This window comes from Dermabacter hominis NBRC 106157 (assembly GCF_001570785.1).
GTDB lineage: Bacteria > Actinomycetota > Actinomycetes > Actinomycetales > Dermabacteraceae > Dermabacter > Dermabacter hominis.
On sequence record NZ_BCSI01000001.1, the window covers coordinates 336993 to 360831 of the forward strand.

Below are 23839 nucleotides of genomic sequence, written 5' to 3' on the forward strand. Positions count from 1 at the left end.
TTGCGAGCAGCGTGACTTTTAGCCGTGGGATGTACGAGGCTTAGTCGATCTTGGCCTCTGAGAAATATGGAGATTGTCCTGGCCACGACGCGGGCATGCCTTGTGTTGGGATTGAGGTCGCCTCAGACGGCAGCCCGCACAGCTCGACTATTGGATCTCGATTGCGACGAGACCGCGACCGGCTGGCGCCTTATGGAAGAAGACCTAAAGCGCACGCACCGTCATAATTGGGCGACTGGGTCTTTGGCGTTCAGATTCTCAGGCTCGGCTTATACCGGCTCGATCGGCCAACACCTGGGCCGTCACCGAGTGCGAATCCGAATGCAGAGCATGCTGAGCGACCGCCGCCGGTGTTCCGGTGACCAGGATTTGGCCACCCTCATCACCGGCTCCCGGGCCGACGTCGATGACGTGGTCGGCTTGGGCGATCACCCGGAGGTCGTGCTCGACGACGACCACCGTCGCGCCGTCGTCGACCAGGCGACGCAGCTGGGTCAGCAAAAGATCAACGTCCGCCGGGTGCAGCCCCGTCGTAGGCTCGTCCAGGAGGTACAGGCTATGCTTACGGCTGGAACCGCGTTGCATTTCGGAGGCCAGCTTGATGCGCTGCGCCTCCCCACCCGAGAGTTCCGGGGACCCCTGACCCAGTCGCAAGTAGCCAAGCCCGAGTGCGTGCAGGAACTCGACGGAACGCAGAATCCTCGGCTCCTCGGCGAAGACCTCGAGCGCCTCGTCCACGGTCAGCGCCAAGATCTCCGCGATGCTGCGGCCGCTCCACTGCACCTCGAGGATCTCCGGCTTATAGCGTTTGCCGTGGCAGGCCGGGCAGGTGGTGTACGTTCCGGGTAGGAACACCAGTTCGACCTCGATGCTGCCCGCCCCATCGCACTCCGGGCAGCGACCCTTTTTCGTGTTGTAGGAGAAGTCCGATACCGACATGCCCCGCCGCTTCGCCTCCGGGGTGTCAGCAAACAGCCTGCGGACGGCATCGAAAAGACCCGTGTAGGTCGCGACGGTGGAACGCACCGTGCGTCCAATCGGCTTCTGGGTGATGTGAACCAGCCGACGGATCTTCTCGACCCCCGTTGTGCTCTCCACCCGGAAATCCCGGGAGTAGTCGGAATCTGCCGTGAACTCCGCGTCCGGATCCTCGAACGAGACCTCGTCGGCGCCGACCACCTGCGTGGCCGAGCGGGACGCCACGTCGGCGAGCACCCCGGTGACCAGGGTGGATTTGCCGGACCCGGATACTCCCGTGACTGCGGTGAGCGCCCCCAGCGGAAAGTCCACGTCGATCCCGTCGAAGGCGCGCGCGTGCACGCCGCGAAGGCCGATGGAGTCACCGGTTCCAGCAGGGGTGTCCGTGAGCTCGGGGAAACCCTCGTTCAAGGCGGTCGCAGTGGGGGAATTCAGCTGCTCGGCGTTGGCGCGGAATTGGTCAATAGGTCCGGAGAACACCAGCTCCCCGCCGCGCTCACCGGCGCGGGGGCCGATATCCACGATCCAATCGCATTTCGCCACGAGGGACATATCGTGCTCGACCAGAAGAACCGAGTTTCCCGCCTCGATAAAGCGCTGCAGGAGCTCGGAAACTGCCTTCCGCTCCACGACGTGCAGGCCGGCCGAGGGCTCATCCAGCACATAGGTTGTGCCGAACAGGTTCGAGTTCAACTGGGAGGCTAAGCGCAGGCGCTGGTGCTCGCCCGCAGACAAGCTCCGAGCCGGGCGGGAGAGGCTCAAGTGCCCGAGCCCCAGCTCGATTGCCGCGCGCACCGTGGGCAGCACCTGATCCAGCAGCAGTTCTTCGGCCTCGTCGTGCTCGTTCCACTGCTGCTTCTCGATCGCCGCCAAGCGCTCGAGGCGGTCCTCCAACACAGTCAGCAGGTCCTTCAACGCCAAGTCGTTGAATTCGTCGATAGCGTGACCGGCGTAGCTCACTTGCAAGGTATCCGGTTGAAAACCACGGCCCTGGCACGTCGGGCATGTCGATGAATGCAAGAAGGAGAGCACTCGGCGGCGGGTCTTATCCGATCCCGTCTCCGCCAGAGTTTCGGTGAGGTAGGTGGCTACCGAGCGCCATTTGCCTTTATACGACAAGTGCACGGCGTTTTCATCCCGCTCCGGGTGGACCGTCACCACAGGTCGCTCGTCCGTGAACAGGATCCAGTCGCGGTCCTCTTGCGGAATTTCCCGCCAAGGGATGTCCAGCGGGTAGCCGAGGGCGCCAAGGATGTCCCGGAAGTTCTTTCCGAGCCACGCTCCCGGCCACGCGGCGATCGCGCCGTCCCAGATAGACAGGCTGGGATCCGGCACCATCGACTCTCCCGTCGGCCGGTGCACGGTTCCGGTTCCCTGGCATTCGGGGCACATGCCGGCGGTGGTGTTGGGGGAGAAGGCGTCGGAATCCAGCCTGCCGTATTCCAGCCGCTCGCGCATACCGTCCGGGTAGCTGCCGGAGCGGGAAAAGAGCAGCCGAACACTATTCGAGATTTTTGAGATCGTCCCCACGGAGGAGCGCGCCCCACCGAGGGTGGTGGACTGCTGCAGTGCCATCGTCGGCGGTAGGCCTGCGACTGACCCTACGCGCGGGTTGACCGCGTTACCGATGAGACGGCGCGCGAAGGGGGAGACGGACTCCAGGTAGCGACGCTGCGCCTCCCCATGGATGGTACCGAAGGCAAGGCTGGACTTGCCTGAGCCCGACACGCCGGTGATCGCCACGAGGGTATCCCGGGGCAGGTCGACGTCGATGTGTTTCAGGTTGTGAAGGTGCGCATCCCGCACCCGGATCATCGGATCATGATCTGCACGTGTCGAAGCATGCGGAGCCTGTGACGCGGGCGTGGAGTGGGGCATGCTGACTATTTTAACCTCGCGAACTGTGGTCCCTATCGATAGAGGTTGCCGTCGGTGTGGCATCACGCTCTCGCGATATGCCCGACTCGGAACGAGGTCGTCGGTTGTTATCAGTTGAGATCTGTGAGGGCCTCGCCGGTGCTGAAGCGCTCCCCGGTCTCCTGCGCGATGGTCTCTTTTTCCCGGATGCCGTTGCGGCGAAGGGCGTGGGTGAATAAAGTAAGGCGAGCCTTGCCTAATTGTGGTACGTTATGCGGCATGAGATCAAAGCTCTCGTATACCGCGGTTGAGGTCCGCGTCGACGCAGTGCGCGACTTGTGCCCCTCGATGCGTCGAGTCACCCTGAGCGGAGAAGGACTTAAGAAGGCTGCTCCGCTTTGCCTTGACCGTCGGATCAAGCTCGTGCTGCCCCGATACCACGGTGACGCACTGGAGGACATCCCGCGTATCCCAGGTTGGTATGACGCCCTCGTGTCTTTACCACCAAGTGATCAGCCGTCCGTGAGGACATACACGGCCCGGGCAATGCGTCCAGACATGGCCGAGCTCGACGTCGATGTGGTTCGCCACGGCACCAGTGGCCCCGCGGGCCGGTGGATCGAAACCGTGGCTGCTGGCGATTGGCTCGTTGTTGCCGTCCCCCGCGCCGATTTCAAGGACATTGACACCATTGGCCTGGCCTGGCATCCGGGTAGTGCCAAGCAAATCCTGGTGGCTGGCGACGAAACCGCGGCACCGGCTATAGCCAACATCGCCGCCTCTCTGGCCCCAGATGCCGTCGGCACGATTCTGGTCGAGATGCCGGCCCCCGAGGATGCATGGCCTCTCACGGCCCCGCCCGGGGTTGACGTTAAAGTGCTGTGCCGCGAAGGTGAGGCTCCCGGCAGTTTGCTCGAACGTGAACTTCACGCGCTGACGTGGCCGCCCGAAGCGGCCGAAAGCGTAGCGGTCGATGACCTTGACGATGACGCTGGAATCCTGTGGGACGAACCCGCCGGAGATGCCGACGGCGAGCATTTTGCCTGGTTGGCAGGCGAAAAAGGGGCTGTGCAACGTATGCGCCGCTTCCTCGTACGCGAACGCGGCTGCCCCCGCGATCGGGTGGCCTTCATGAGCTACTGGCGTCAAGGGCACGCCGAATCCTAACCATCCCGGCGCGACCGCGTCGGTCCCACATAACCCCTAAAGGAACACCAGAAATGTACCCCTCAGATCAGCGTCTCAGCATGCCTCGTCGCGGGCTGCTCGCCCTGGCCGGAGCCTTCTCGCTGTCTGCCGTCACCGGTTGCGGCAGTAACCGTTCGAGTGCTGGGTCAACGTCCACCGAAACCGCGTCGGCGGGCAGTTTCCCCGTTGTGATTCGCCATGCCTTGGGATCCACGACCATCAAGCAGGCGCCTCAGCGAATTGTCACCATCGGGCAGGGCGCCACTGAGGCCCTCATCAGTATGGGGGTCTACCCGGTTGGCGTTGAAACCTATGCCTGGGGAGCTGACAAGGATGGACATCTACCCTGGAACCGAGAAGCCTTCGAGAAGGCGGGACGGCCCCTTCCAGCTCTATTCGCCGGCGGTGAGCAACTCGACGTCGAGGCCATTGCGGAGCTCGAGCCTGACCTGATCCTCGCTCCATGGTCAGGGCTCACCCAGAAACAGTATGACCAACTGACCGCGTTCTGCCCGACTGTCGCCTACGAGAAATCCGCCTGGACCACTACTTGGGACGGCGAGATCCGCATGGTGGCCAAGGCGCTGGGGCGCCCCAGCGACGGCGACAAAGTCATTAGCGACCTCAAGAAAACCCTCGCCGACACTGCTGCTCAGCACCCACATTGGGAAGGCACGACCTTCAGTTACATCTACACTGAAGGCCAGGGAACGCTTGGCATTTTTCGTCCCACGGAACAACGCGTGGCCTTGATCAGCATGCTCGGCCTGACGGTCGACCCAATTGTCGATACCATCACGGCCAACGATGGGTCCGATTGGGCGCTCATCAGCCTCGAGAATGCCGATAAGCTCAAGGATTCTGACCTCATCTTCACCTTTCATCTGGATGCCGCGACCAAGAAACAGGCCACCTCGCAGCGGCTCTACTCGTCCATCCCTGCCATCAAGCGTGACAGCGTGGTGGCCCCGACTGACCCGCAGCTCGTCACAGCGATCAGCATGATCAACCCGCTCACCGTGCCGTGGAGCCTTCCACGTCTCACTGATCTCATCGACCAGGCCGTCGCGAAGGTGACGGACTAACTCTTGCTGGCTCGTCGACGTACTCTGGTCGCCACCGCTCTCGTGGCGGTGGTGCTCGGTATCACCTGTGTGCTCAGTCTTGCTCTGGGCAGTAAAGCCATCGGACTCCGTGACCTGGCGGAAGCCATCCACAGTGGCGGCGACCCCCACGTGCGGGAGGTGCTGGCAGCACGTGTCCCACGCACCTTGTGCGGGCTGGTTGCGGGCGCTGCCCTCGCCAGTTCTGGCGCCGCGATCCAGACAGTCACTCGTAATCCCCTCGGGGATCCGGGGGTTCTGGGGCTGACAAGTGGTGCAGCAGCTGGAATCGTTACCGTCACGTCGATCCCCGGGCTCGCTGGCCTCCAGCTCGTCGGGGGAGCCTTCGCCGGAGCAGCGGTGGCCACGGTTGCAGTGATGGTACTTGGCAGTTTCGGGCGTGGCACCGATGCCACCAGGTTGGTACTTGCCGGGGCCGTGACGACAGCCGTCGCCGTTGCCTACTCGCAGGCCGTGAGCCTACGCCACAAGGCAGCCTTTGACGCGTTGCGCTACTGGTCGGCGGGATCGCTGGCGGTAGGCGACTTCCTCGATTGGTGGCCCGTGGTGGTGATCGCAGTCGCGGGCGCGGGGCTCTTCGCCGGGGGACGTGGGCTGGATGCCGTGGCTCTTGGCGACGAAGTAGCCGCAGGCCTGGGGCACCATCCTGCACGTGTGCGCGCTCTCACTCTTACCGCGGTGGCTCTGATGACCGCGGCCGCGACAGCGATTACTGGCCCTATCGTCTTCGTCGGTCTCGCTGCACCGCACTTGGCCCGACGATTCGCTCAAGGCTCGGCGCGTGCGCTCATCGGGTTGTGTTGTCTGATTGGGCCGGTACTCATGCTGCTGGCTGATGTGATTGGACGCCTGGTCCTGCGTCCTGCTGAGGTACCTGTTGGAGTCGTGACCGCACTCTTGGGTGCGCCTTTGCTGCTCGCAGTAGTCCGCCGCTCACGAGGCGTGCTGTGAACGCGGCCCCTACCTCCCTCGCCGCGAATCAGGACCGCGCCGCCCGTCTCGCCCAGCGCAGCCGTACCCGGCATGTCCTCGCGGTGGTGATTCTGGTGGTGGCTCTAGTGGCATCCTGCGCGTGGACGCTGGCCGTTGGCAGGCTCGGCACCCCTCTTGCACGTCAACCGCAAGCTTTGCTCGATCTGCTCACCGGACGCGGGAGCCTCGCTCTGACGACACTGCGCGGACCGCGCCTTGCCGTGGCGGTCGGGGCGGGTGCGGCGCTGGGACTGGCAGGAGCATTATTTCAGCGCGCTACTGCGAATCCACTCGTCACTCCCGATGTCATTGGGATTACCACCGCAGCTGGAGCTGGGATGGCGGTGGCGAGTGCGCTCAATGTTCCGACCAGTCTTGGCGCGCTGGGTGGTGCCCTCGCGGCCGGCCTCATCATCCCGTGGGCCACGACAACAGGCTTCCGTAATCCCGGCGCGGTGATCGTCGCAGGGATCGGTATTGCAGCGGCCTCCACCGCGTTGACGCAGTTTGTCTTGGTTTTCTCGCGCCAGTCCGAGGCCATGGCTCTCGCGGCTGCACTCACGGGGTCGCTGACCGCGCGAACCTGGGGTGATGCTCTGGTCGTCTGGTCGGTGCTCCTACTACTGGGACCGGTGGCGCTGGGGCTACGTGTTGATCTCGATCTCATCAGCCTTGGCGACGATGCGGCTCACGGTCTCGGATCGCGCCCGGCCAAGACGCGTTCTTTCGCGCTATTAGTGGGAATTCTGCTGACTGTGGGCGCGGTGGCAGCAGCAGGCCCGCTCGCCTTCGTGGCGCTCACTGCCCCTCATTTGGCTCGTGGATTGACCGGGCGGCCGGCGATGGGATCCGCGGCGTTAGTTGGCGCGACGACGGTGTGTCTGGCCGATTTAGCCGTTCGACACGTGGCGTTCCTCGCGGGGCTTCCCGTGGGCGTACTCACGGCCCTGATCGGCGGGCTGTTTCTTGGCGCGGTTCTCATCTCACAAATCCGGGAGGGCTCACTATGACCAGTTCGGCGATCGACATGAACGAGCTCACCATTCGCTTCGGTGGCCTGACCGCTGTTGACCGCCTTAGTGCCACGGTGCCGAAGGGAAGCTTCAGCGTCGTCATCGGCCCTAACGGGTGTGGCAAGTCGACCTTGTTGCGCGCCGTGGCCCAGGTGCGGCCGGCCGACGAGGGTAGCGTGACGATGCTCGGCCACGATGTTGCCCGCATGGGACGTCGACAGCTGGCTCGTACCTGCAGCCTTCTGCCGCAGACCACGGTGGCCCCACGAGGTCTGCGCGTGGGCGAACTCGTGGCGCGTGGCCGCCACCCCTACCACTCGTTCCTCAGTAGCAGTGCCCCCGGTGACAGTGAGGCCATCCACCGGGCGGTTGAACGCGCCGGGGTTGCCGACCTCGTCGACCGATACGTGCACGAGCTGTCTGGTGGCCAACGGCAGCGCGTCTGGTTAGCGATGGTTCTTGCCCAGGACACTCCAGTCTTCCTGCTGGATGAGCCGACCACATTTCTGGACCTCTCGGCGCAGTACCTACTTCTCGACCTCTGCTCCGACCTGGTCGATGAAGGTCGTACGGTCATGGCCGTTCTGCACGATCTGCCCCAGGCAGCTGCCTATGCCGATCACGTGCTTATGTTGAACCAAGGGCGATTGGTTGCCGCGGGATCCCCTGCCGAGGTGATCACCGAGGAGAATGTGGAGGAGACCTACCGAATCAAATGCCGCGTGGACCTCGAGGATCCGCGCGGGCCGGTGGTTCTTCCGCTTGCTCGCAAACATCGACTGTGAACCAGCTGGCGCAGCCCCGGGGGCCGTTCGAATCCGACGGCTCTAGGCGGTGAGATGCTGATCCAAGGTTCGGTATGCACGCAGTGGACTGCGGTCTGAAACAAGGAAGTGTTGAACAGTTCCGATCTGGGTCTAACCAGGGGTAGGGTCGCCCACACAGAACTCGTTGCCTTCCGGATCCTGCATAACGGTCCACACGAGTCCCGGTGCTTCATGACTGCCGAGTTCGGTGGCGCCTAGCTTCTTGAGGCGCTCTACTAAAGCTTCGCGTTCAACCCCGCCGCCGTCGAGATGCACGCGGTTTTTACCGGGAGTGGGGTCTTCAACGCGCTGAAAGCCGAGTGCCGGAGTGGAGTCGAGCAAAACGAAGTCTCCGTAGTCGGCGGCGATAGCGCATCCTGTGGCGGACGCCCAGAATTCAGCGAGCTTAGAGGGATCGTCGCAGTCGAAGGTTACCTGGCGGATAGCAAAGGTTGCGTCACGCATAGTCCGCATGGTACGTGCGTGTCATCGTTCCTGCCTGTTAATCGCAGGTAGGTAAATGTCCAACGGTGCGCCGTGGGATTCTGCTTTAACGCCTCGGTCGCTATCGACTCGTGTCACGTCGACGCTGGGCAGTGACAAGTGCGTAACCGGTCGAGGAGTTGATCCGCCCCGAATCATCGGCGTGGGCCTCGAGGTGATCGCGCAGCGCGGTCCAAAGAGCCTCTCGGCGGGCACCGGCATTGTCGGCCATCCAAGCGTGCGTCGGGCTTCCTTCTCGGTAAAGCTGCATACCCTCTTCGACGCTTTCGAATGACCAATCCAGGTCGAGGTGTTCGATGCTGATGTGGTCGAACCACGGCGACAAACGCTCGTGCGCCACATCGTCGACGCCCCAGGCCATGTGGGGTGGGGTTTGCGTCGAGGAGCCGGGGCTCACGGCTTCCGACATTGCGTCGGTCATCGTGGCGAGAAAGCCTTCGAGGTTCCACGTGGCCATCACAAGGGTGCCGCCGGGACGCAGGATGCGAGCCCACTCTTCGGGTCCAGCTACGGGATCGCAAAACATGGAGCCAAACGTGCTTGTCAATGCGTCGTAGCCGGAATCCTCTAGCCCGGTTGCCTCCCCTTGGGTGCCAAGCCATGTGGCTTCAGGTGCGAGCCGCTGCCCGATCGTGCGGATCCGTGTGGTCGGCTCGATGGCGGTCACGGAGTAGCCGCGACTGAGGAGCTCCGCAGCACCTTCTCCATGCCCGGAACCGATGTCGACGACAGTTGCGGGACTGGGCGTGCGGCGAGACAGTTCGGTGGCAACGAGTGTGGAGACTGGGCGCAGGCGTGCGGCAGTCGGGGCGTAGTCGCACGCGGACCAGATGTCGCTAGGGGAGGCCATGCCCACACACTACATGAGAAGCGTTATCACGTAACTGTGGAGCGTGCCTTCAGCGGCTCTGCCTATGTGAGCTCAAACGTCACGACGTCGACGCTGTCGTCCATTACGAGACCCGGGTAGTGCGTATCGAGAGCTTCGTGCAACTCCGTCAACGAGGCAAAGCCGTCCCGCCTCGCCTGCTCCTCGGTGAGGTTACGGCGACGAGTGGGCGTCACGGAGGTTACGGTAGCGTCGATCGTCATGACCTCACCGCTGTCTTTCTCGAACACGAGCTGTGCCGGGCCGGGGTAAAACGGATCGTCGACTCGGATGGTTTGCCGCTTAGTTCCTTCCCTGATCGCGCGCTCGTAACCTTCCCACATGTAGAGCTTTTGCGGGCGTTCCATGGCACGCCAGTCATAGGCGTAGGGGAGCAGCTCGGCAACACTCACGGCCTCAAGTCCGTTGGACCCTCGAACCACGCACTGGATCGCGGGATCGCGGTCAAAAAGCACTTGTCGGCACTTCCCACACGGGGAAATGACCTGCCCGGTTGGCCCGTAGACAGCGGCGACGGCGACAACGGGGTCGTCGGCGCATTCGGCGGCGTGATTAGCGAGAGCCGAAATCTCGCCACACGGTCCGCCTAGAAAATGGAATGCGTTGAGCCCGAGCACTGTTCGGCCAGACTTCGTGAGAAGGGCAGCGGCCACCGTATGGTCGCCACCATCGTTGCCCCGTTGGGCATGGTCAGATGCAGCACTTACCAGCTGTCGGAGCTCGGACGTTATCACGCCCTCACCGTATCAGTGCCCTAGCGGGGTCGGTTCGGCTCAAACAAAAGCCAGGCGACCAGGAAACCTTGCGGTTATGCGAGTTTCGCCAGTTCTTGGGCTGCGCCAACCATTGTCCGACGGTCGCTCTCCGACGGTCCCTTCTTACTTTCGGAGGCCGAGCGCGAAGACGGCACTGTCGCCAAGCTATCGCTTGCGGAAACGGTGAGTCGCGCTCGTCAGCCGATTGAGCGCTGAGTTCCAACGATCGCGCAAAGCGATCCATGGGCCGATCGCGTCTCTATATGGCATAGCTCCGGCCTTAGGGCCGAACAGGCGTTGCTCCACCTTGCCCTCGTCTTTCCCAACGATTCCCAAGAGAGCCGTGAGGATCCGGAGGCTGACGTTGCGCGTGGCGCGCGCCGGATCTTCACTGGTGATGTTCTCCTTGAGATGCCAGGCGTACTCGCCCAAGGCGGAAAGATCGGGCATCCGCGCCTCGTCGTAGTCGGTAAGCGGTGTTGAGCTACCGGAGGCTAGAGCCTCCGCGAGCAGCATCGCATCTTCGAGACCGGAGTTCACGCCTTCGCCCGTTGGTGGAATAACGGAATGAGCGGCGTCGCCCAACAGAACGAGCCACTCGTCGTGGGAAACGTACGGGCAGCGAACAACGGCACCGCCGAGGGGTTCTCGATTGAAGAAGTCGGCGTAGTTAGCGTGGGTGAGCAACGGCGGGAGAAGGGGCGCGTTGTGCTCGAGATACCGACGTAGGGCGGTGATTCGATCTTCGGAACGATCAGACGACAGCAGCATGGCTTCTGCCGGGTCGCTTTGAATGGCTGTTATCGCGATACACCACACGCCGTCGGGGAGCGTGGCGGTATAAATGCCTTTATTCGTGAAGATGTGATGCCATCGTGGATCTAAGCCGGTGGCGGATGCCCCGGGAGTTGAATACACCACGCGGAATTGGACACCCCAATCGCCCACCTCCGGGTTGAAGTTGGGCAATTGAGTGGCCATCGACCGGCGGGTGCGAGACCACACGCCGTCGCAGGCCACGACTATGCCTTCGCCGACGTGGATGGGAGCAGCTTCGGCAAAATCCAGGGTGCGGGTCTCGAGGTCGATCTCGCGCAACTTATGCCCAGTGAGTATGGAGATTCGCGGATCGTGCCTGGCCGCATCCAAGAGTATGCCGGTGAGTCTGGCGCGAGTCGTGCCGATGAGTGTTCCTGATGGCAAGGATGCGATGGTTCGGCGTCCCGTGCGGATCTTAAACCCCTCGACCAGCTCTCCCTGGGCTCGCAGCTGATCCACAAGCTCGGGGGCGATGCGCCGCAGAGTTTCCTGTCCGCGCGGGTTGACTCCTATGGGATAGCTGTTTGCGTCGCTGAGTGAAATATGATCCTTGGCCTCATATAAAGTTACGCGTCGCTTTTGCGCAGCCAGCAGGAGGGCAGTTGCGAGGCCGACCGGGCCCGCACCGATGATATGGATGTCTCGACTTACCATGGCTGAACGCCTTCCTGTGATGCAGCCAGTGTAGAGCCGAATAGGTACGTCCACACGCGCGTCCTACATGCCGAAGACCATTCCTCTGTGACAGCAGAGGAGTGTCCTAATCGGACGGCTTTAAAGTGCCGTATTGTCAACCCGTCAAGAGTCCGCTTCTTGGGTTCAGATGGCATTTGTAGCACTGTGCCCATGGGGGTGATGCCGCGGTCGAGGCCGCGTTCGAGCAAGCCGCGCAGGCCTTTCCCAGTCCGCCTTGCAACGCTGTTCTCGCCAACTGGTACGGGACCGGATGGGGAGGAGACCACCATGAGTTGGGAAGAAGAAATCGACGTACTAGCCGAAAAGGGAAACGAACGCATGGATGCTGAGGATTACCTTGGCGCGGTGGAGTTTTTCGATCTTGCCTGGACGATGCTCCCGGAGCCGAAAACGCAGTGGCCGCAAGCAACATGGCTGCTGGCGAGCATCGGTGATGCGCACGTGCTGCGCGGGGATTTCCAGACCGCGCATGCTGCTTTGACCACGTGCATGCACTGCCCGGAGGCGCTCGGCAATCCGTTCATTCACCTGCGCCTCGGCCAAGCGCAGTTTGAACTTGGGAACGAGCCGCGCGCAGCGGACGAACTCATGCGCGCATACATGGGTGCGGGCCCGGAGATTTTTGCCCACGAAGACCCGAAGTATCTCGATTTTCTGGCCAGCAAGGCGCAATATATCGAGCGGCCAAGCGTGTGAATCTCGCCGAAGCACACGTGTTTACGTCGCTCATCTAGGTCTCGGGTGGGATCGAGAGCGTACGTCCACTGCTGAGCATGAGCGAAGCCCCCGACCACTCGCGCGATGGCGAGCGGTCGGGGGCTTCTTCGAGTCTTAGCCCTTCAAGGGTGCTCAGATGGTGTCGCCCTTGCGGTTGCCCTCGGCGTCAACGCCGTCCACGGCAACCTCTTCGTGCGAAACGTCGGTCGAGACTCGCTCGGTGTCCTGCACGGTGCGGGTGCCCACGCGGACGTCCTCGGTCGCGACGGTCTCCTTGTTCACGACAGGGCGCTCTTCGGAGATCGAGACCTCGACCTCGTCCTCGCCGAGGGGAGTGTCGGTTGCGGTGCCGTTCGCGGGGGTGCGCTCGACAACGAACTCTTCGCGCTCAACGGGAACCTCGATGGTCTTGGTGTCCGTCACGACGTGCTTGCGAAGGCGCACGCGGCCGGTCTCGACCTTCTCGGTGCCGACGTTGACCTGCTCCTCGTGGAGGGTGATCTTCTGATCGCCCTCGGCGTCGGCAGCCTCGCGGCGGTCCGCATCGGCAGAGTAGCCCTCGCGGTTCGCCTCGGCTGCGGCGTCGCGCTCGCCGGCAGCGCCCGCAACGCCAGCGGTGCCAGCAACACCGGCGGTGCCGACGCCTGCTGCGCTCTCGTTGCCCGCGGCGTTATCGGCGAGACCCTGCTGGTTGAGGTCACGATCCTCACGAACCTCGCCCGTGTTGGCGTTGGTTTCGGTGCCGTAGCCCGGGTCCTTCACGCCGTAGTAGCGGTAGAGCTCGTTTTCCTGCTCGGGGGTGATCTCGCCGTCCTCGCTGATGTTCGGAGCGTCCTTCACGAAGTCCTTCTCGTAGGGGACGGTGATCTCGTCGCCCGCGAGCTTCGCGTCATCGAGCGGGATGAACGTTTCGTTCGTGCCGAAAAGACCGGTGTTCACCGTGACCCACGAGGGTTCACCGGTGCTGTTGTGGAGGTAAACCTGGCCGACCGAGCCGATCTTGTTGCCGTCGCGGTCGATAACGGTGGCCTTCTGGAGAGTGTCAATCTGGTCGCGGAGGTTCATGGTTGGTGTCCTTTCCTCGAACGTAAGACTTTCGAGACACTGTGGGAAGCTCGTGAGCGTCTCTTGTGGAACGCCCGGAGCTCTTTTGTGCCCCAAGCGAGAACCAACTTTCCATGAGTACCTTGAGGCTTTTTCCACGTACGCTGAGCGCTTCGTGGAAGGAGTCTTACTGAATACTGGGTCTGCCCGCGTGAGTCTGAGAGGTTTGTGCGTGCGACTTTCAGTTTCGCGTACGAAACAATGGGGAAATGCTCTTCATGGTTCGGCATGCCCGCCCCTCAGAAACGTTCGCTCTTAGCGAACTCGCAGCCCGTACCTTTCCTTTGGCGTGCCCTCCGACGCTTGCAAGGGCCCACATCGACGCCCATATCCGCGAGAATCTTTCTCCCAAACACTTTGATGCGCACATCGCCCATCCGGACCACGATGTACTCGTGGCAGCCGTCGGACCTGAAATCCTTGGGTACGCACTCGCACTTTTCGGGCCTGACGGTTCCCCCGCTCCGGGCCTTGGCGTCACGCTCAACCCTGCGGGCCTGCTTTCCAAGTGCTACACGGACCCAAAGGTGCACGGCACCAAAGCAGGGGCCAGCCTTCTCGTCGCAGCCGAAGAGCGCGCACGCGAACGTGGGGTGAATGGCCTATGGCTCAACACAAATGCCCACAACATCCGGGCGCAGCGTTTCTACCGCAAGCACGGATTCAGCCGCGTGGGCGACATCGATCTCGTCGTGGGAGGGATCGTGCACCACGACCCCGTGTTCGAAAAGCGGGTTTAGCCGAAAACAGCCCTCAGGATCACGATGCCCACCGCGCCGATGGCAGCCGCCGCCGGAAGCGTAATGACCCAGGCGAGGGCAATCGGTTTCATGAGTTTCCAGTTCGCCGCCTTATTCACGAGACCAATGCCGAGAACTGCGCCGATGAGGATATGAGTCGACGAGACCGGGATCCCCACCATCGATGCGCCCATGACCACGCCCGCGGCGGACAGCTCGGCGGCGAAACCTGAAGCGGGGTGCATTTTCGTGAGACCGGTGCCAACTGTCTGGATGACGTTGCGGCCGATGAACCACAGACCGCAGATCAAGCCCACGCCTGCACTGAGCATGAGGGCCGCGGGAACCGTCGCGTCAGAAGAAATCGAGCCGCTCTTCAGTACGTCGAGGACCGCAGCGAACGGGCCAACCGCGTTCGCGATGTCATTCGAGCCGTGGCTGAAAGCGAACGCCGAGGCGGTAAACACCTGCATCCACGAGAACAGGAGGAAGGTCGAGCGCGAGAGGTCCTCGTTCTTAAGCGTCTTCGCGAAAATGAACACCGCCATCCACACGGCCGCGCCTACCATCGCCATGATGAGGATGTTGCCCGCGCCGTTAATGTCAAGGTGCAGGTTCTTGAGGCCCTTGAAGAGGAGCATCGAGGAGATCACGATCGAACCGGCGGCTGCGAGGAGCGGCACCCACGTGTCGAGTGCGCGGTGGGCATTGACGTGCTCGGCGCGCTCCTCAATGTCGTGGAGTTCGCGGTAGTAATCCGAGTCGAGATCCTCAACGTCGTAGTTGGGGTCCGACTGAATCGTAGAGGCATCGCGCGCCATGGCGTTCGTGTAGGCGATCTGCTGGATCTCCGTGAGGCGTTCGAAAGCTTTCTTGTGTTTTTCGCGGTGCGCAGCGCGGTCGATCTTGAGCTGGCGAAGCTGCGCGTCAGCTTCCTCGTTATACACGAGGATGTAGCGCTTGATTGCGCTGAAAAGGACGTAGGCAACGAGCCCTCCGAGGATAGGGGAGACGACCCACGAGAGTGCAATCTTGCCGATCTCGCCCCACTGCACCATGTCGAAACCACCGGTGCCCGTGACAAGGCCGAGCGTCACGGCAGCGCCAACGATGCCACCGACGATTGAGTGGGTCGTGGAGACGGGCCAGCCCATCTTTGTCGCCACTAGCAGCCATAGTGCGGCGCCGAGGAGTGCCGACATCATGATGAAGGCGAAGTCGAGTGGTTGAACGGAGAAGGCATCGAGGTCGACGATGCCGCTGCGCACAGTTTCGGTCACATCGCCGCCAGCGATCACTGCGCCGCTCACTTCAAAGATGGCGGCGACCATGAGCGCCTGCTTCATGCTGAGGGTGCCCGCGCCCACCGACGTGCCGAACGAGTTGGCGACATCGTTGCCGCCGATGTTGAACGCCATGAACAGGCCCACGACGATGGTCGTGATGAGGATGCCCCACGATCCAGTGCCGGTGTAGCCAAGCGCCCAGTAGATGCACAAGATGAGCGTGCCGAGTGTGAGGACACCGAACGCGAGGTGCCAATTGCGATCGGGGCCAAGGAACTGGCGCTTTGGTTCGAGGACGTCGTGAGACATGGGGAAAATCCTTCGAGGGTGAGGAGCGGACCGCATCATGATGCGCCGGCAGAGCAACTGAAAGGTTACGCGCACTTTGCCTTTGGGTGGATATTCCCAGTCTGTTGGCCATGACTTTCACAAAGTACGTGGGGTAGACGGCTGGATTCTGCGCGGGCGAAAGCCGAGGAAGGGACGATGGCGGCGAGGGGGCCGGGTTCTTCTCCTTCTCGGTTGTGCTGTTAGCCATCACGGTGCCTGTGCTGCATGAAACTGCCATGAGGCGAAAATGAAGAAACCTTCATGTACTGGGAGCGCTAGGGTTAAACGGGCGCACGCCCGGCTGTTTCTGGTGCGGGGCCGTTCACATACGAGACGCAGCGAAGAGAGAAGGATCCATGCGAGACGAGCGGATGCGGGCTCTCGCAACCGCGGCACGAACCCTCGTGGGGTACGGCCACCTCACGTCGGAGGCAATCTCCGCGGTCGAATCCCTGAGCGCTCGACTCGGCTTGCCGGTACGGTGCATTGTTGAATGGAACCGCGTCGTCCTCGTCGATCTCGACGGTCGTGCGCACACGACCGTCCACGTGCGACCCGAGGCGATCAACATGGCGCGTGTTAACGCGACGCTACGAGCTATCGACTCGCTTCCGGCCAGTGGCGACATCGGTGATCGTGAACTCGCGCGGCTCAATTCTCGGCTCGACGAAGCGGCTTCGATTTCGCACGCCCCGCTATGGCTTTTCGTCCTCGCCTGTATCACCGGTGCGTGGGGTCTCGCTCTCATCTACGGTGCCCGCAGCCCGCTGTCGTACCTGTTGATCGCGCTAGCAGCGGGTGTTGGCGGTTGTATGAGGCGATGGCTCGGAGCCCACGGCATCGCCGTGCCGGGCCAGGCGCTTGCGGCTGCCTTGCTCGCGGGGATTCTTGGTGGGGTCGCCGACCACCTCGGTATCGCATCGGCAGCCCGGCTCGTCGCGGTGTGCCCCGCCATGATTCTTGTGCCGGGCCCGCACCTCATTAACGGCGCGCTCGACGTCACGGGAAAGAACGTCACGGTGGGGTGGCATCGCCTCGTGTATGGCGGCATCATCCTCGCGGCGATCAGCGGCGGGCTCGTCGTGGGGCTGCTCCTCGTAGGGAGCGACCTTCCCGTCACTGCTGGTGCCCGTACGCCTTCGCTATGGGTTGATGCGCTCGCGGCAGCACTCGCTGCGATGGCCTTCAGCGTCTACTTCTCGATGCCGCTCACGCAGGCGGCGTGGCCCATCCTCGTGGGAGGGCTCATCCATGCTGGACGTTGGATTCTCATGGTTGTGTGTGGCGTCAACGTCATCAACGGCGACCTCGCGGCGTGCATTGTCGCGGGGCTTGTGCTGAGCGCCGTTGCGCACCGCAAACGCCTGTCATTCGCAGGCGTGGGGTTCGCCGCGATCGTCGCGCTTGTGCCCGGCATCTACCTGTTCCGCGCCGTGGCGGGAATGGTGCAGCTGACGACACGGCCGAGCACGGTTGTCGTGGTTGGCATCGCGCAGGACTTCTCCACCGCCCTGCTGATTCTCGCCGCGATGACGTTCGGGCTCATCCTCTCTCACGGCTTCATCACGAGGTGGCGCGCGGCCGTACGATAGGGACGGTCGCTAGCCCTCGACCTTGCGCTTTGCCTCGCGCAAAAGCGCTGCGTACTCGTCCGCGCTCAGCGACACTTCCGGCATGTTGCGCAGCCCGTATCGGGCCTTGCCGTCGGCGTCGTGCTCGAACTTCCACGCGAGGGGAAAGCCCGCACGGGCAGCCTTGCGGCGCGGCCAGGCGAGGACACCGGGGATGACGCGTTCACTCTTGAGTCCGAGCGCGGCCACAATTTCCGACGCTCCGAGCGTGTTCGGCGCAGCGTCCATGAAAAGCGTGAAAATGTCGCGCTCGTTTCGTTTGAGGGAGCGCCACCACTCGACGGCGCAGTCGAGAAGGTCGTGATCGCTTGAGGTGGGCGCAGCGGCAGCGGCGCTGCGGCGCGGGCTTTCCGGTTCACGGGTTGTGCGGTCCGACGCCGGTTGCGCCTCATCTTTGCCTCGGTTGACGTCGCGCTCGCCGCCGGGGCGAGTTTCCGCGGGGCCCCGGCCTTCCGTCGCGGGCCCCTCGTGCGCGTTGTCGTTCGCTTTGGGCTGGGCGGTCTCGCTCCCCGCGAGCCACGTACCAAAACGCGTGTAGAAATCGGCGAGCCGATCTTCGGGGACGAGAACTTTCACCTCATGCATGACCATAGGGCAATTCTAGGCTGCCCCGAACGGCGCCGTGCCTTTTCGCTGCCGTGTCCCTATGCGCGTGGCGCCGCGTTTTTGGGAGCCACCACCCGGTCGAGAACGGCGAGCAGTGCAGGAAGGATCCCCACGATCAGGATGATGGCCGCAAACGCCCCGATCGCGATGGTTCGACAGATCTGGGCGACCGTCGGATTTGAGAACAGAGAACCGATCACGCCTGTCACCAGCACCATGATGAGGCCCGAGGTGAGGATCGTGTGAATCGAACCGTCGTAGGCGCGCGCAAGCGAATCTCGCACCCCGTGTTCCTGCCGTGCCTCCCGGTAATACGTCGTGAGGACGATCGCGTAATCGATCGTGGCTCCCATCAAAATGCACTGCACGATGAGCATCGCGAGGTAGTACATGCTGTATCCCTGGAGCCCGACGGTGCTCACCGTAATAAAGACGCCTACCTGCACAAGCAGCACAAGAATCGCAGGCACGGCGATCGAGCGGAACGTGAGCGCCACAATGATGAATATTGCGGCCGCCGTGAAAAGTGTGATCTTCACATTTTCCGCGCCGAATCCCTCGCGCATTTCGTACACCATGGCTGAATCTCCCACGAAGAAATGCTCACCGGGCACCTTGGCGTCTGCGAGATCGACGAGATTCTCGACGAACGCGAGTGTTTCCGGGCTTTCCTTCGGGTAGTCAGTACGGATAATCAAGCGCGAGAACTCGGTTCCCACGAACCGCGTGCGAACATCAGCGATGTCTGCGGCGGCGCTCTCGAGTTGAGAAACCTGCTCAGTGCTCAACTGCCCCTCAAATCGCCCGTCCTGCCCGGAGTTTTCGAGCATGAAGTGCACGAGGTCATCAAGTGACATCGTCCAGGACGGATCCGATTCATGAAGCGCGCGGTGCAGCAAGAAGAGCTGAGTGAGATCCTCCTCGTTGAGAGGGGCCGCGTCGCTCGCGTCGCCTGAATGATCGCCCTCGCTCCCGCGCTCCTTCATGCCTTTTAGCGCCGACGCTAGCTGCTTCGGGGTGAACTCCCGGCCCCGAACGTCACCGGGTACCTGACCTGAATCGAGTGCGCGCTCGAGAGCGTCGACTCCGTCAAACCGGCCGGCGCCGCCCGGGGTGAAAGACCCGAGTTCCCCCTTCTGGCTGAGGTCTTCAGCCTCGCGAGCGGCAGTCACGAATTCTCGTAGCGTCATGGTTCCCGCCTGACCGTCGTGGTAGGCGAAATACACCATCGAAAGGGCCGTGTCGTTGAGAGCCAAGGAATCGTCGGACCCGTCCTTGTTCCCAATCGCGTTCCCAGAGTCGTGCGAGCCCTCAAATTCCTCCAGGGTGCTTCTCATCTCGCCCTTCGTGAGCGGTTCCCCGACGGTCGTGGGGTAACCCATCACGCTGATCGCGTGCGGATCGCGCTTCGCAGCATCGGCAATCTCATGAATGTGCTCAGAATTCGAATTGAGATAGACGAGCACGATGTCGTTAGCGGGGGCGAAATGCTCGGCGACCCGGTCGGGGGTCGAAAGCGTGTACGCCGTCTCCGTACGGGATTGGAGGAACGCGGATCCCGCAAGGACAGCGACGAACACAGCGAGCACGACCCACCGTGCAGCGTGCTCGAGCCGAGCGAGCATGCCCAGGCGGGGGTGGAGGAATGGTTTTGGGGTGCGCGCTATCAAGGCGTCGCACATGACAAGGAGCGCGGGAAGGACTGTGAAAACGGTCAGCATCGAGATCGCCACGCCCTTGGCAAGGACGATGCCAAGGTCGGCGCCAACCTTGAAGCTCATGAAGATGAGCATGAGAAGGCCGACGATGGTCGTGATCGATGCCGAGGCGATTGCGCTGAAGGCCTTGGGCAGGGCTCGGCGCATGGCGATTGCGCTCGCATCTGCTACGGAGTCCACACCGCGGCTTTTCTGCGCGGCGCGTTCTTGCCGATACCGATTGGCGAGGATGATCGAGTAATCCATCGACAAGACGAGCTGGAGGATCGCGGCAATCGAAAACGTCACTTCGGCGATTTCGCCAAGAAAGACGTTGGATCCCATGTTGAGCAGCACGGCGATGCCGATCGTCGCGAGATAGAGCAGGGGCTCGATCCACGACGCACTCATCGCGATAAGGATCGCGGCGAGTAGAGCCACGGCTATGGCCGCGATCCATAGGGGAAGCTCGCCGCTCGTCGAGGGATTATCGCTCGTGAAGGCGAGGGGGTGTCCGTTCAGGCCGGACTCGCTCAATGCGGAGAGGTGCTCTGCAAGGGACGTCGCAGCCGGGTCTGCGTAGTCGGATTCGGAGGAGACGACGAAGAGCGTGTGGTCACCGTTGATGTATCGGGCTGGGTCGCCATCAGCAGGAGTGGCATTGGTTGACGATGTGACGTGGTGAACCCCATTGAGCTTCTCGAGGGCAGCGAGGGCCTCTTTGCGCTCCGAGTCGTCAGCGAGTCCATCCACCATGACCCGAAACGTCGAAAGTTCGGGGTCATCGAACTGATCTGTGAGGACTTCGGTTCCGGCGCGCATCGGTGATGCGGACGGCAGATACTTCGCCATATCGGCATTCACGCCGACGAAAGGAATCAACGCGCCAAAGAACACCGCGCACAATGCCGCAAGGGCGACGATGAGGTGCCGCGCACGCACGATGAGAGACGCGCAATAATCAAGCATCGCGGCTCCTGCTGTCTTCACATGCGAGGTGCCTACCACAAGGGCGGGCGGCTGTATCGAAGTCGTTACTAGTGTACGCACCCGGAAGCAGCGTTTCGAAGACGCGGATTTTCGCCCCTAGAATGGAGCCACGACCGGTTGGCCCCGAGGGTCCGACGGGGGAGAAGACAACGAACACACCACCGGAACAACCGGTGCGATCCGGAAATGCCGGGGAAACGAGGACGCCGTGACAGGGGCCTACCACGCCGATTCAAGCGATCTGCAGGTGAAGGAGGTCCTCACGTGGGAGACCTTCGGCACCGCGAGCCGTGAACTTGCACAAACCATCATTGATTCGGACTTCGAGCCCGAGATCATCATCGCCGTTGCGCGCGGAGGCCTGCTCCCGGCGGGGTCCCTCGCTTATGCTCTGGGACTCAAACTTGCCGACGCTATCAACGTCGAGTTTTACACCGACGTTCACGAGACCCTTCCCGATCCGGTCCTTCTCGCGCCGCTGCTTGACACCGAGGCTATTGAAGGCAAGCGCCTGCTCGTCGTCGACGATGTTGCCGATTCCGGCCGCACTCTCGCGCTTGTCCTTGAGCTTCTCGAGGCTCAAGGCGCCGAGGCGCGCTCCGCGGTCCTGTACTCGAAACCGACGTCGGTCGTCGAGCCCCATTTCGTCTGGAAACACACCGCCGACTGGATCGTGTTCCCCTGGTCGGCTGAACCGCCTGTCACCCCCACGGAAAAGTAAGCGGCCGGCCCCGCTGGCGCTAGTGGGCCTTCTTCCCCCATGGGGTCAGTGCCCACACGCCGGCCCCGCTGGCGCCCCACGCGAGCCCGAATACCAGGGCGCACAGCGTATCGACGAGCCAGGCGAGCACGCCGCCCACGCCTGCGATCCCCTCGACGCCCTCGGCGAGGTGGTGCACGAGGCCGTACGGTGCGTGCAGTCCGAGCTCATCGAGGCCTGTGAGCATGATGTGACCGCCAACCCACAGCATGGCGAACATTCCGACGTAGCTGATGATGGTCATGACGACCGGCATTGCCCGCACAAGCCATGCGCCGAACGTCTTCGCGGCGCCTGAATCCCGTTTCGTGAGCGCGAGCCCAACGTCGTCCATCTTGACGAGAAGACCCACGACCCCGTAAACGGCGAGCGTGATGACAATCGCGACGACCACGAGGATGAGGGCGCGATCTACGAGGGGCTGGTCAGCGACCTCGTTGAGCGAGATCACCATAATTTCTGCGGAGAGAATGAAATCGGTGCGCACGGCCCCTGATACAACCTTCTTTTCCGCATCCTCTCCCTGCACAACGGCGGGCTCGGCATCGTTCGCTTCCTTGTTGCCGGTGACAAGCTCCCAAATCTTATGGGCGCCCTCGAAGCACAAATAGGTGCCTCCCAGCATGAGTAGCGGCGTGAGGACCCACGGCGCAAACTGCGAAAGAAGGAGCGCGAACACGAGGATGATGGCCTTGTTGAGCAAGGACCCCTTCGTGATTTTCCAAATGATCGGCAGCTCCCGCTTGGGGTTGACTCCGCGCACATATTGCGGAGCTACGGCGGCGTCGTCAACGACGACCCCCGCTGCCTTTGCGCTGACCTTCATGGACGCGGCGGCAACATCGTCCGCATTGGCCGCGGCCATGCGCGCGAGGGCGGCGATATCGTCGAGCAGTGCGGCAAAGCCAATGGCCATAAGGAAAAACCTTCCGATGTGCGCGTCTAGAGCACTCCCATTTTATGGGTATCCGCGCGGTGAATCCCGCCACCACAACTTGGAGGAGGCCCGCGTCTTTTTCTAGAGTATTGGGCGCTGCGCGGGTCAACATCCGTGAGCCCAGGCACCTGACGTGTCTGCCGCATAACGATGAAGGAGTGTGCCGTGTCGGCTGTTCCTCCTACCGTGACAGGCTCGATTCCCGCGATTAACCCGGAGGTCGATCCGTCAGCCCTCCCCGAGGCAGCACCGAACAGCGAACCGGAGAGCTCGAATTGGATCGCGGTGGTCGCGCTGGCTCTCGGGATCTTCACGCTTATCACCATCGAAGAGCTTCCCATCGGCGTGCTCACGCTTATCTCCAACGACCTCGGTGTGAGCCGAGGAACCGTCGGACTCGCCGTGACACTTCCCGGCGTGATCGCGGGCGTTGTGGCCCTACTCGTGCCGAGCGTGACTCGCCCCTTGAACCGTAAGACCGTGCTGCTACTCGCTCTTCTCTCGGTGGTCGTGAGTTGCACGATCTCCTTCTTCTCCACCTCGTGGCCGCTCTTTCTTGCCTCGCGCATTTTCACCGGGATTGCGATTGGGATGAACTGGCCCGTGCTTCCGCTCGTCGCGATTGGCCAGGTGAAAAAAGAGGACCGCACGACTGCGCTGACCATTGCGTTTGCCGGGAACGGGAGCGCGCTCGTGCTTGGACTGCCTCTCGCAACGTGGCTCGGAACGATGCTCGGGTGGCGCGGCGCGTTCGCTGCCACGGGTATTCTCGCCCTCGTCGTGGGGCTCATGATGGTCGCAATGGTCAGGCCCGTGCAGTCGGCCGTGGTGGAAACCGTGCGCTCGACCCTCGGCGCTGTGAAGATCCGCGGCGTGCGCTACGCATTTGTGCTGACGCTCATTATCGTGACGGGCCAGTTCGTCTCCTACAGCTACGTGAGTCCGATCCTTCAAGACTTTGGCCACGTCGATCTCGAAAAGATCAGCATGTACCTGCTGCTTTACGGGGCGCTAGGCCTCATCGGGAACTTCGCCGCAGGTCCGCTCATCAAACGCTCTGCTGCCGTGGCGGTTCTTGTCCTTGCGGTGGGTACGGCGCTTTCGCTGGCGCTGGTCGCGACCGTAATGTCCGCCCCCGTCAATGCTCTCGTCATCATCGCTGTGTGGGGCTTTTTTGGCGGCATGGCCTCGGTGTCGATTCAGTCGCTCGTCAACGCTGAGGCGGGGGAGCGCGTTGAGGCGGGCACTGCCCTCAATAGCGCGGCATTCAACATCTCGATCGGTGGGGGCGCGATCATTGGCGGCCTGATCGTGGATAGCGCCGGGCTTCGCGCGGCGGTCTGGGTGTCGACGGCTGCCGTTGCCCTCGGTGCCCTCATCGTGACGCGGTTCATCACACTCACGCATAGGCGAGCCTCGAGGTGAGCGTGAGTCAGGGAG

At 62.6% G+C, this 23839-nt stretch carries 21 protein-coding genes; 10 read left to right on the forward strand and 11 right to left on the reverse strand.

From position 1 onward, the window contains the following. Positions 1-258 precede the first annotated feature (258 nt). Together DEHOM01_RS01560 and DEHOM01_RS10035 are read right to left on the reverse strand one after the other, a co-directional pair. On the reverse strand, positions 259-2856 hold the full coding sequence (locus DEHOM01_RS01560; protein WP_061211170.1) for an excinuclease ABC subunit UvrA: 2598 nt from the start codon (positions 2854-2856) through the stop codon (positions 259-261). A 110-nt stretch (positions 2857-2966) separates the two neighbouring features. Next, positions 2967-3116, reverse strand: a complete 150-nt coding sequence (locus DEHOM01_RS10035; RefSeq protein WP_167346629.1) for a hypothetical protein — start codon at positions 3114-3116, stop codon at positions 2967-2969. Here DEHOM01_RS10035 and DEHOM01_RS09680 point away from each other — a divergent pair. From DEHOM01_RS09680 to DEHOM01_RS01585, 5 genes are read left to right on the forward strand one after another with little or no spacing between them, the layout of a single operon-like run. Beyond that, on the forward strand, positions 3115-4002 hold the full coding sequence (locus DEHOM01_RS09680) for a siderophore-interacting protein (protein ID WP_167346630.1): 888 nt from the start codon (positions 3115-3117) through the stop codon (positions 4000-4002). The genes DEHOM01_RS10035 and DEHOM01_RS09680 overlap by 2 nt on opposite strands. 53 nt (positions 4003-4055) lie before the next feature. Next, positions 4056-5108, forward strand: coding sequence for an iron-siderophore ABC transporter substrate-binding protein (locus tag DEHOM01_RS01570; protein ID WP_082738637.1), 1053 nt, complete (start codon positions 4056-4058; stop codon positions 5106-5108). Positions 5109-5159: 51 nt separating this feature from the next. Then, positions 5160-6098 carry a FecCD family ABC transporter permease gene (locus DEHOM01_RS01575; RefSeq protein WP_439645379.1) on the forward strand — a complete coding sequence of 313 codons (939 nt, stop codon included), beginning with the start codon at positions 5160-5162 and terminating at the stop codon, positions 6096-6098. Next, positions 6095-7129, forward strand: a complete 1035-nt coding sequence (locus tag DEHOM01_RS01580) for a FecCD family ABC transporter permease (RefSeq protein WP_061211173.1) — start codon at positions 6095-6097, stop codon at positions 7127-7129. The genes DEHOM01_RS01575 and DEHOM01_RS01580 overlap by 4 nt, the downstream gene beginning before the upstream one ends. Then, positions 7126-7917: an ABC transporter ATP-binding protein gene (locus DEHOM01_RS01585; protein WP_061211174.1), complete on the forward strand. Its 792-nt coding sequence runs from the start codon at positions 7126-7128 to the stop codon at positions 7915-7917. Before DEHOM01_RS01580 ends, DEHOM01_RS01585 begins: the two co-directional genes overlap by 4 nt. Before the next feature lie 132 nt (positions 7918-8049). Here DEHOM01_RS01585 and DEHOM01_RS01590 read toward each other — a convergent pair whose 3' ends face one another. From DEHOM01_RS01590 to DEHOM01_RS01605, 4 genes are all read right to left on the reverse strand, one after another. Beyond that, entirely contained in the window at positions 8050-8403 is a 354-nt protein-coding gene (locus DEHOM01_RS01590) for a VOC family protein (protein ID WP_061211175.1), read from the reverse strand. Between the two features lie 100 nt (positions 8404-8503). Continuing rightward, entirely contained in the window at positions 8504-9292 is a 789-nt protein-coding gene (locus DEHOM01_RS01595; protein ID WP_061211176.1) for a class I SAM-dependent methyltransferase, read from the reverse strand. A 62-nt stretch (positions 9293-9354) separates the two neighbouring features. Then, a complete protein-coding gene (locus DEHOM01_RS01600) occupies positions 9355-10065 on the reverse strand; it encodes an ASCH domain-containing protein (RefSeq protein ID WP_061211177.1) in 711 nt (236 codons plus the stop codon). Positions 10066-10251: 186 nt separating this feature from the next. Then, the gene (locus DEHOM01_RS01605; protein ID WP_082738638.1) at positions 10252-11559 is read right to left on the reverse strand and encodes an FAD-dependent oxidoreductase; all 1308 of its coding nucleotides are present in this window, start codon (positions 11557-11559) and stop codon (positions 10252-10254) included. A gap of 309 nt (positions 11560-11868) precedes the next feature. Here DEHOM01_RS01605 and DEHOM01_RS01610 point away from each other — a divergent pair, with 309 nt between their 5' ends. Further along, the gene (locus DEHOM01_RS01610; RefSeq protein WP_061211178.1) at positions 11869-12297 is read left to right on the forward strand and encodes a tetratricopeptide repeat protein; all 429 of its coding nucleotides are present in this window, start codon (positions 11869-11871) and stop codon (positions 12295-12297) included. Positions 12298-12450: 153 nt separating this feature from the next. Here DEHOM01_RS01610 and DEHOM01_RS01615 read toward each other — a convergent pair whose 3' ends face one another. Further along, positions 12451-13383 carry a DUF2382 domain-containing protein gene (locus tag DEHOM01_RS01615; RefSeq protein ID WP_061211179.1) on the reverse strand — a complete coding sequence of 311 codons (933 nt, stop codon included), beginning with the start codon at positions 13381-13383 and terminating at the stop codon, positions 12451-12453. Between the two features lie 248 nt (positions 13384-13631). Here DEHOM01_RS01615 and DEHOM01_RS01620 point away from each other — a divergent pair, with 248 nt between their 5' ends. Next, positions 13632-14162, forward strand: coding sequence for a GNAT family N-acetyltransferase (locus DEHOM01_RS01620; RefSeq protein ID WP_061211180.1), 531 nt, complete (start codon positions 13632-13634; stop codon positions 14160-14162). On the opposite strand, the gene DEHOM01_RS01625 is transcribed toward DEHOM01_RS01620, so the two are convergent. Then, positions 14159-15757, reverse strand: coding sequence for an inorganic phosphate transporter (locus DEHOM01_RS01625; protein ID WP_061211181.1), 1599 nt, complete (start codon positions 15755-15757; stop codon positions 14159-14161). The genes DEHOM01_RS01620 and DEHOM01_RS01625 overlap by 4 nt on opposite strands. Positions 15758-16134: 377 nt before the next feature. On the opposite strand from DEHOM01_RS01625, the gene DEHOM01_RS01630 reads away from it, so the two are divergent. Further along, positions 16135-17370, forward strand: coding sequence for a threonine/serine exporter family protein (locus DEHOM01_RS01630; RefSeq protein WP_061211182.1), 1236 nt, complete (start codon positions 16135-16137; stop codon positions 17368-17370). A gap of 9 nt (positions 17371-17379) precedes the next feature. Here the strand turns inward: DEHOM01_RS01630 and DEHOM01_RS01635 are convergent, their stop codons facing one another. Then, positions 17380-18000, reverse strand: a complete 621-nt coding sequence (locus DEHOM01_RS01635) for a hypothetical protein (protein ID WP_061211183.1) — start codon at positions 17998-18000, stop codon at positions 17380-17382. 53 nt (positions 18001-18053) lie between these two features. Next, a complete protein-coding gene (locus tag DEHOM01_RS01640) occupies positions 18054-20681 on the reverse strand; it encodes an MMPL family transporter (RefSeq protein ID WP_061211184.1) in 2628 nt (875 codons plus the stop codon). A 229-nt stretch (positions 20682-20910) separates the two neighbouring features. On the opposite strand from DEHOM01_RS01640, the gene DEHOM01_RS01645 reads away from it, so the two are divergent. Beyond that, entirely contained in the window at positions 20911-21423 is a 513-nt protein-coding gene (locus tag DEHOM01_RS01645) for a phosphoribosyltransferase (RefSeq protein WP_016664163.1), read from the forward strand. 19 nt (positions 21424-21442) lie between these two features. On the opposite strand, the gene DEHOM01_RS01650 is transcribed toward DEHOM01_RS01645, so the two are convergent. Further along, positions 21443-22378, reverse strand: a complete 936-nt coding sequence (locus DEHOM01_RS01650; RefSeq protein ID WP_061211185.1) for a DUF808 domain-containing protein — start codon at positions 22376-22378, stop codon at positions 21443-21445. 186 nt (positions 22379-22564) lie between these two features. On the opposite strand from DEHOM01_RS01650, the gene DEHOM01_RS01655 reads away from it, so the two are divergent. Continuing rightward, positions 22565-23824, forward strand: coding sequence for an MFS transporter (locus DEHOM01_RS01655; RefSeq protein ID WP_061211186.1), 1260 nt, complete (start codon positions 22565-22567; stop codon positions 23822-23824). Positions 23825-23839 lie beyond the last annotated feature (15 nt).

Coding starts and splice junctions, on each gene's coding strand:
- DEHOM01_RS01560 (WP_061211170.1), bottom strand. CDS start 2,856: ATGCCCCACTCCACGCCCGCGTCACAGGCTCCGCATGCTTCGACACGT.
- DEHOM01_RS09680 (WP_167346630.1), top strand. CDS start 3,115: ATGAGATCAAAGCTCTCGTATACCGCGGTTGAGGTCCGCGTCGACGCA.
- DEHOM01_RS10035 (WP_167346629.1), bottom strand. CDS start 3,116: ATGCCGCATAACGTACCACAATTAGGCAAGGCTCGCCTTACTTTATTC.
- DEHOM01_RS01570 (WP_082738637.1), top strand. CDS start 4,056: ATGTACCCCTCAGATCAGCGTCTCAGCATGCCTCGTCGCGGGCTGCTC.
- DEHOM01_RS01585 (WP_061211174.1), top strand. CDS start 7,126: ATGACCAGTTCGGCGATCGACATGAACGAGCTCACCATTCGCTTCGGT.
- DEHOM01_RS01590 (WP_061211175.1), bottom strand. CDS start 8,403: ATGCGTGACGCAACCTTTGCTATCCGCCAGGTAACCTTCGACTGCGAC.
- DEHOM01_RS01595 (WP_061211176.1), bottom strand. CDS start 9,292: ATGGCCTCCCCTAGCGACATCTGGTCCGCGTGCGACTACGCCCCGACT.
- DEHOM01_RS01605 (WP_082738638.1), bottom strand. CDS start 11,559: ATGGTAAGTCGAGACATCCATATCATCGGTGCGGGCCCGGTCGGCCTC.
- DEHOM01_RS01610 (WP_061211178.1), top strand. CDS start 11,869: ATGAGTTGGGAAGAAGAAATCGACGTACTAGCCGAAAAGGGAAACGAA.
- DEHOM01_RS01615 (WP_061211179.1), bottom strand. CDS start 13,383: ATGAACCTCCGCGACCAGATTGACACTCTCCAGAAGGCCACCGTTATC.
- DEHOM01_RS01620 (WP_061211180.1), top strand. CDS start 13,632: ATGCTCTTCATGGTTCGGCATGCCCGCCCCTCAGAAACGTTCGCTCTT.
- DEHOM01_RS01625 (WP_061211181.1), bottom strand. CDS start 15,757: ATGTCTCACGACGTCCTCGAACCAAAGCGCCAGTTCCTTGGCCCCGAT.
- DEHOM01_RS01630 (WP_061211182.1), top strand. CDS start 16,135: ATGCGAGACGAGCGGATGCGGGCTCTCGCAACCGCGGCACGAACCCTC.
- DEHOM01_RS01635 (WP_061211183.1), bottom strand. CDS start 18,000: ATGGTCATGCATGAGGTGAAAGTTCTCGTCCCCGAAGATCGGCTCGCC.
- DEHOM01_RS01640 (WP_061211184.1), bottom strand. CDS start 20,681: ATGCTTGATTATTGCGCGTCTCTCATCGTGCGTGCGCGGCACCTCATC.
- DEHOM01_RS01650 (WP_061211185.1), bottom strand. CDS start 22,378: ATGGCCATTGGCTTTGCCGCACTGCTCGACGATATCGCCGCCCTCGCG.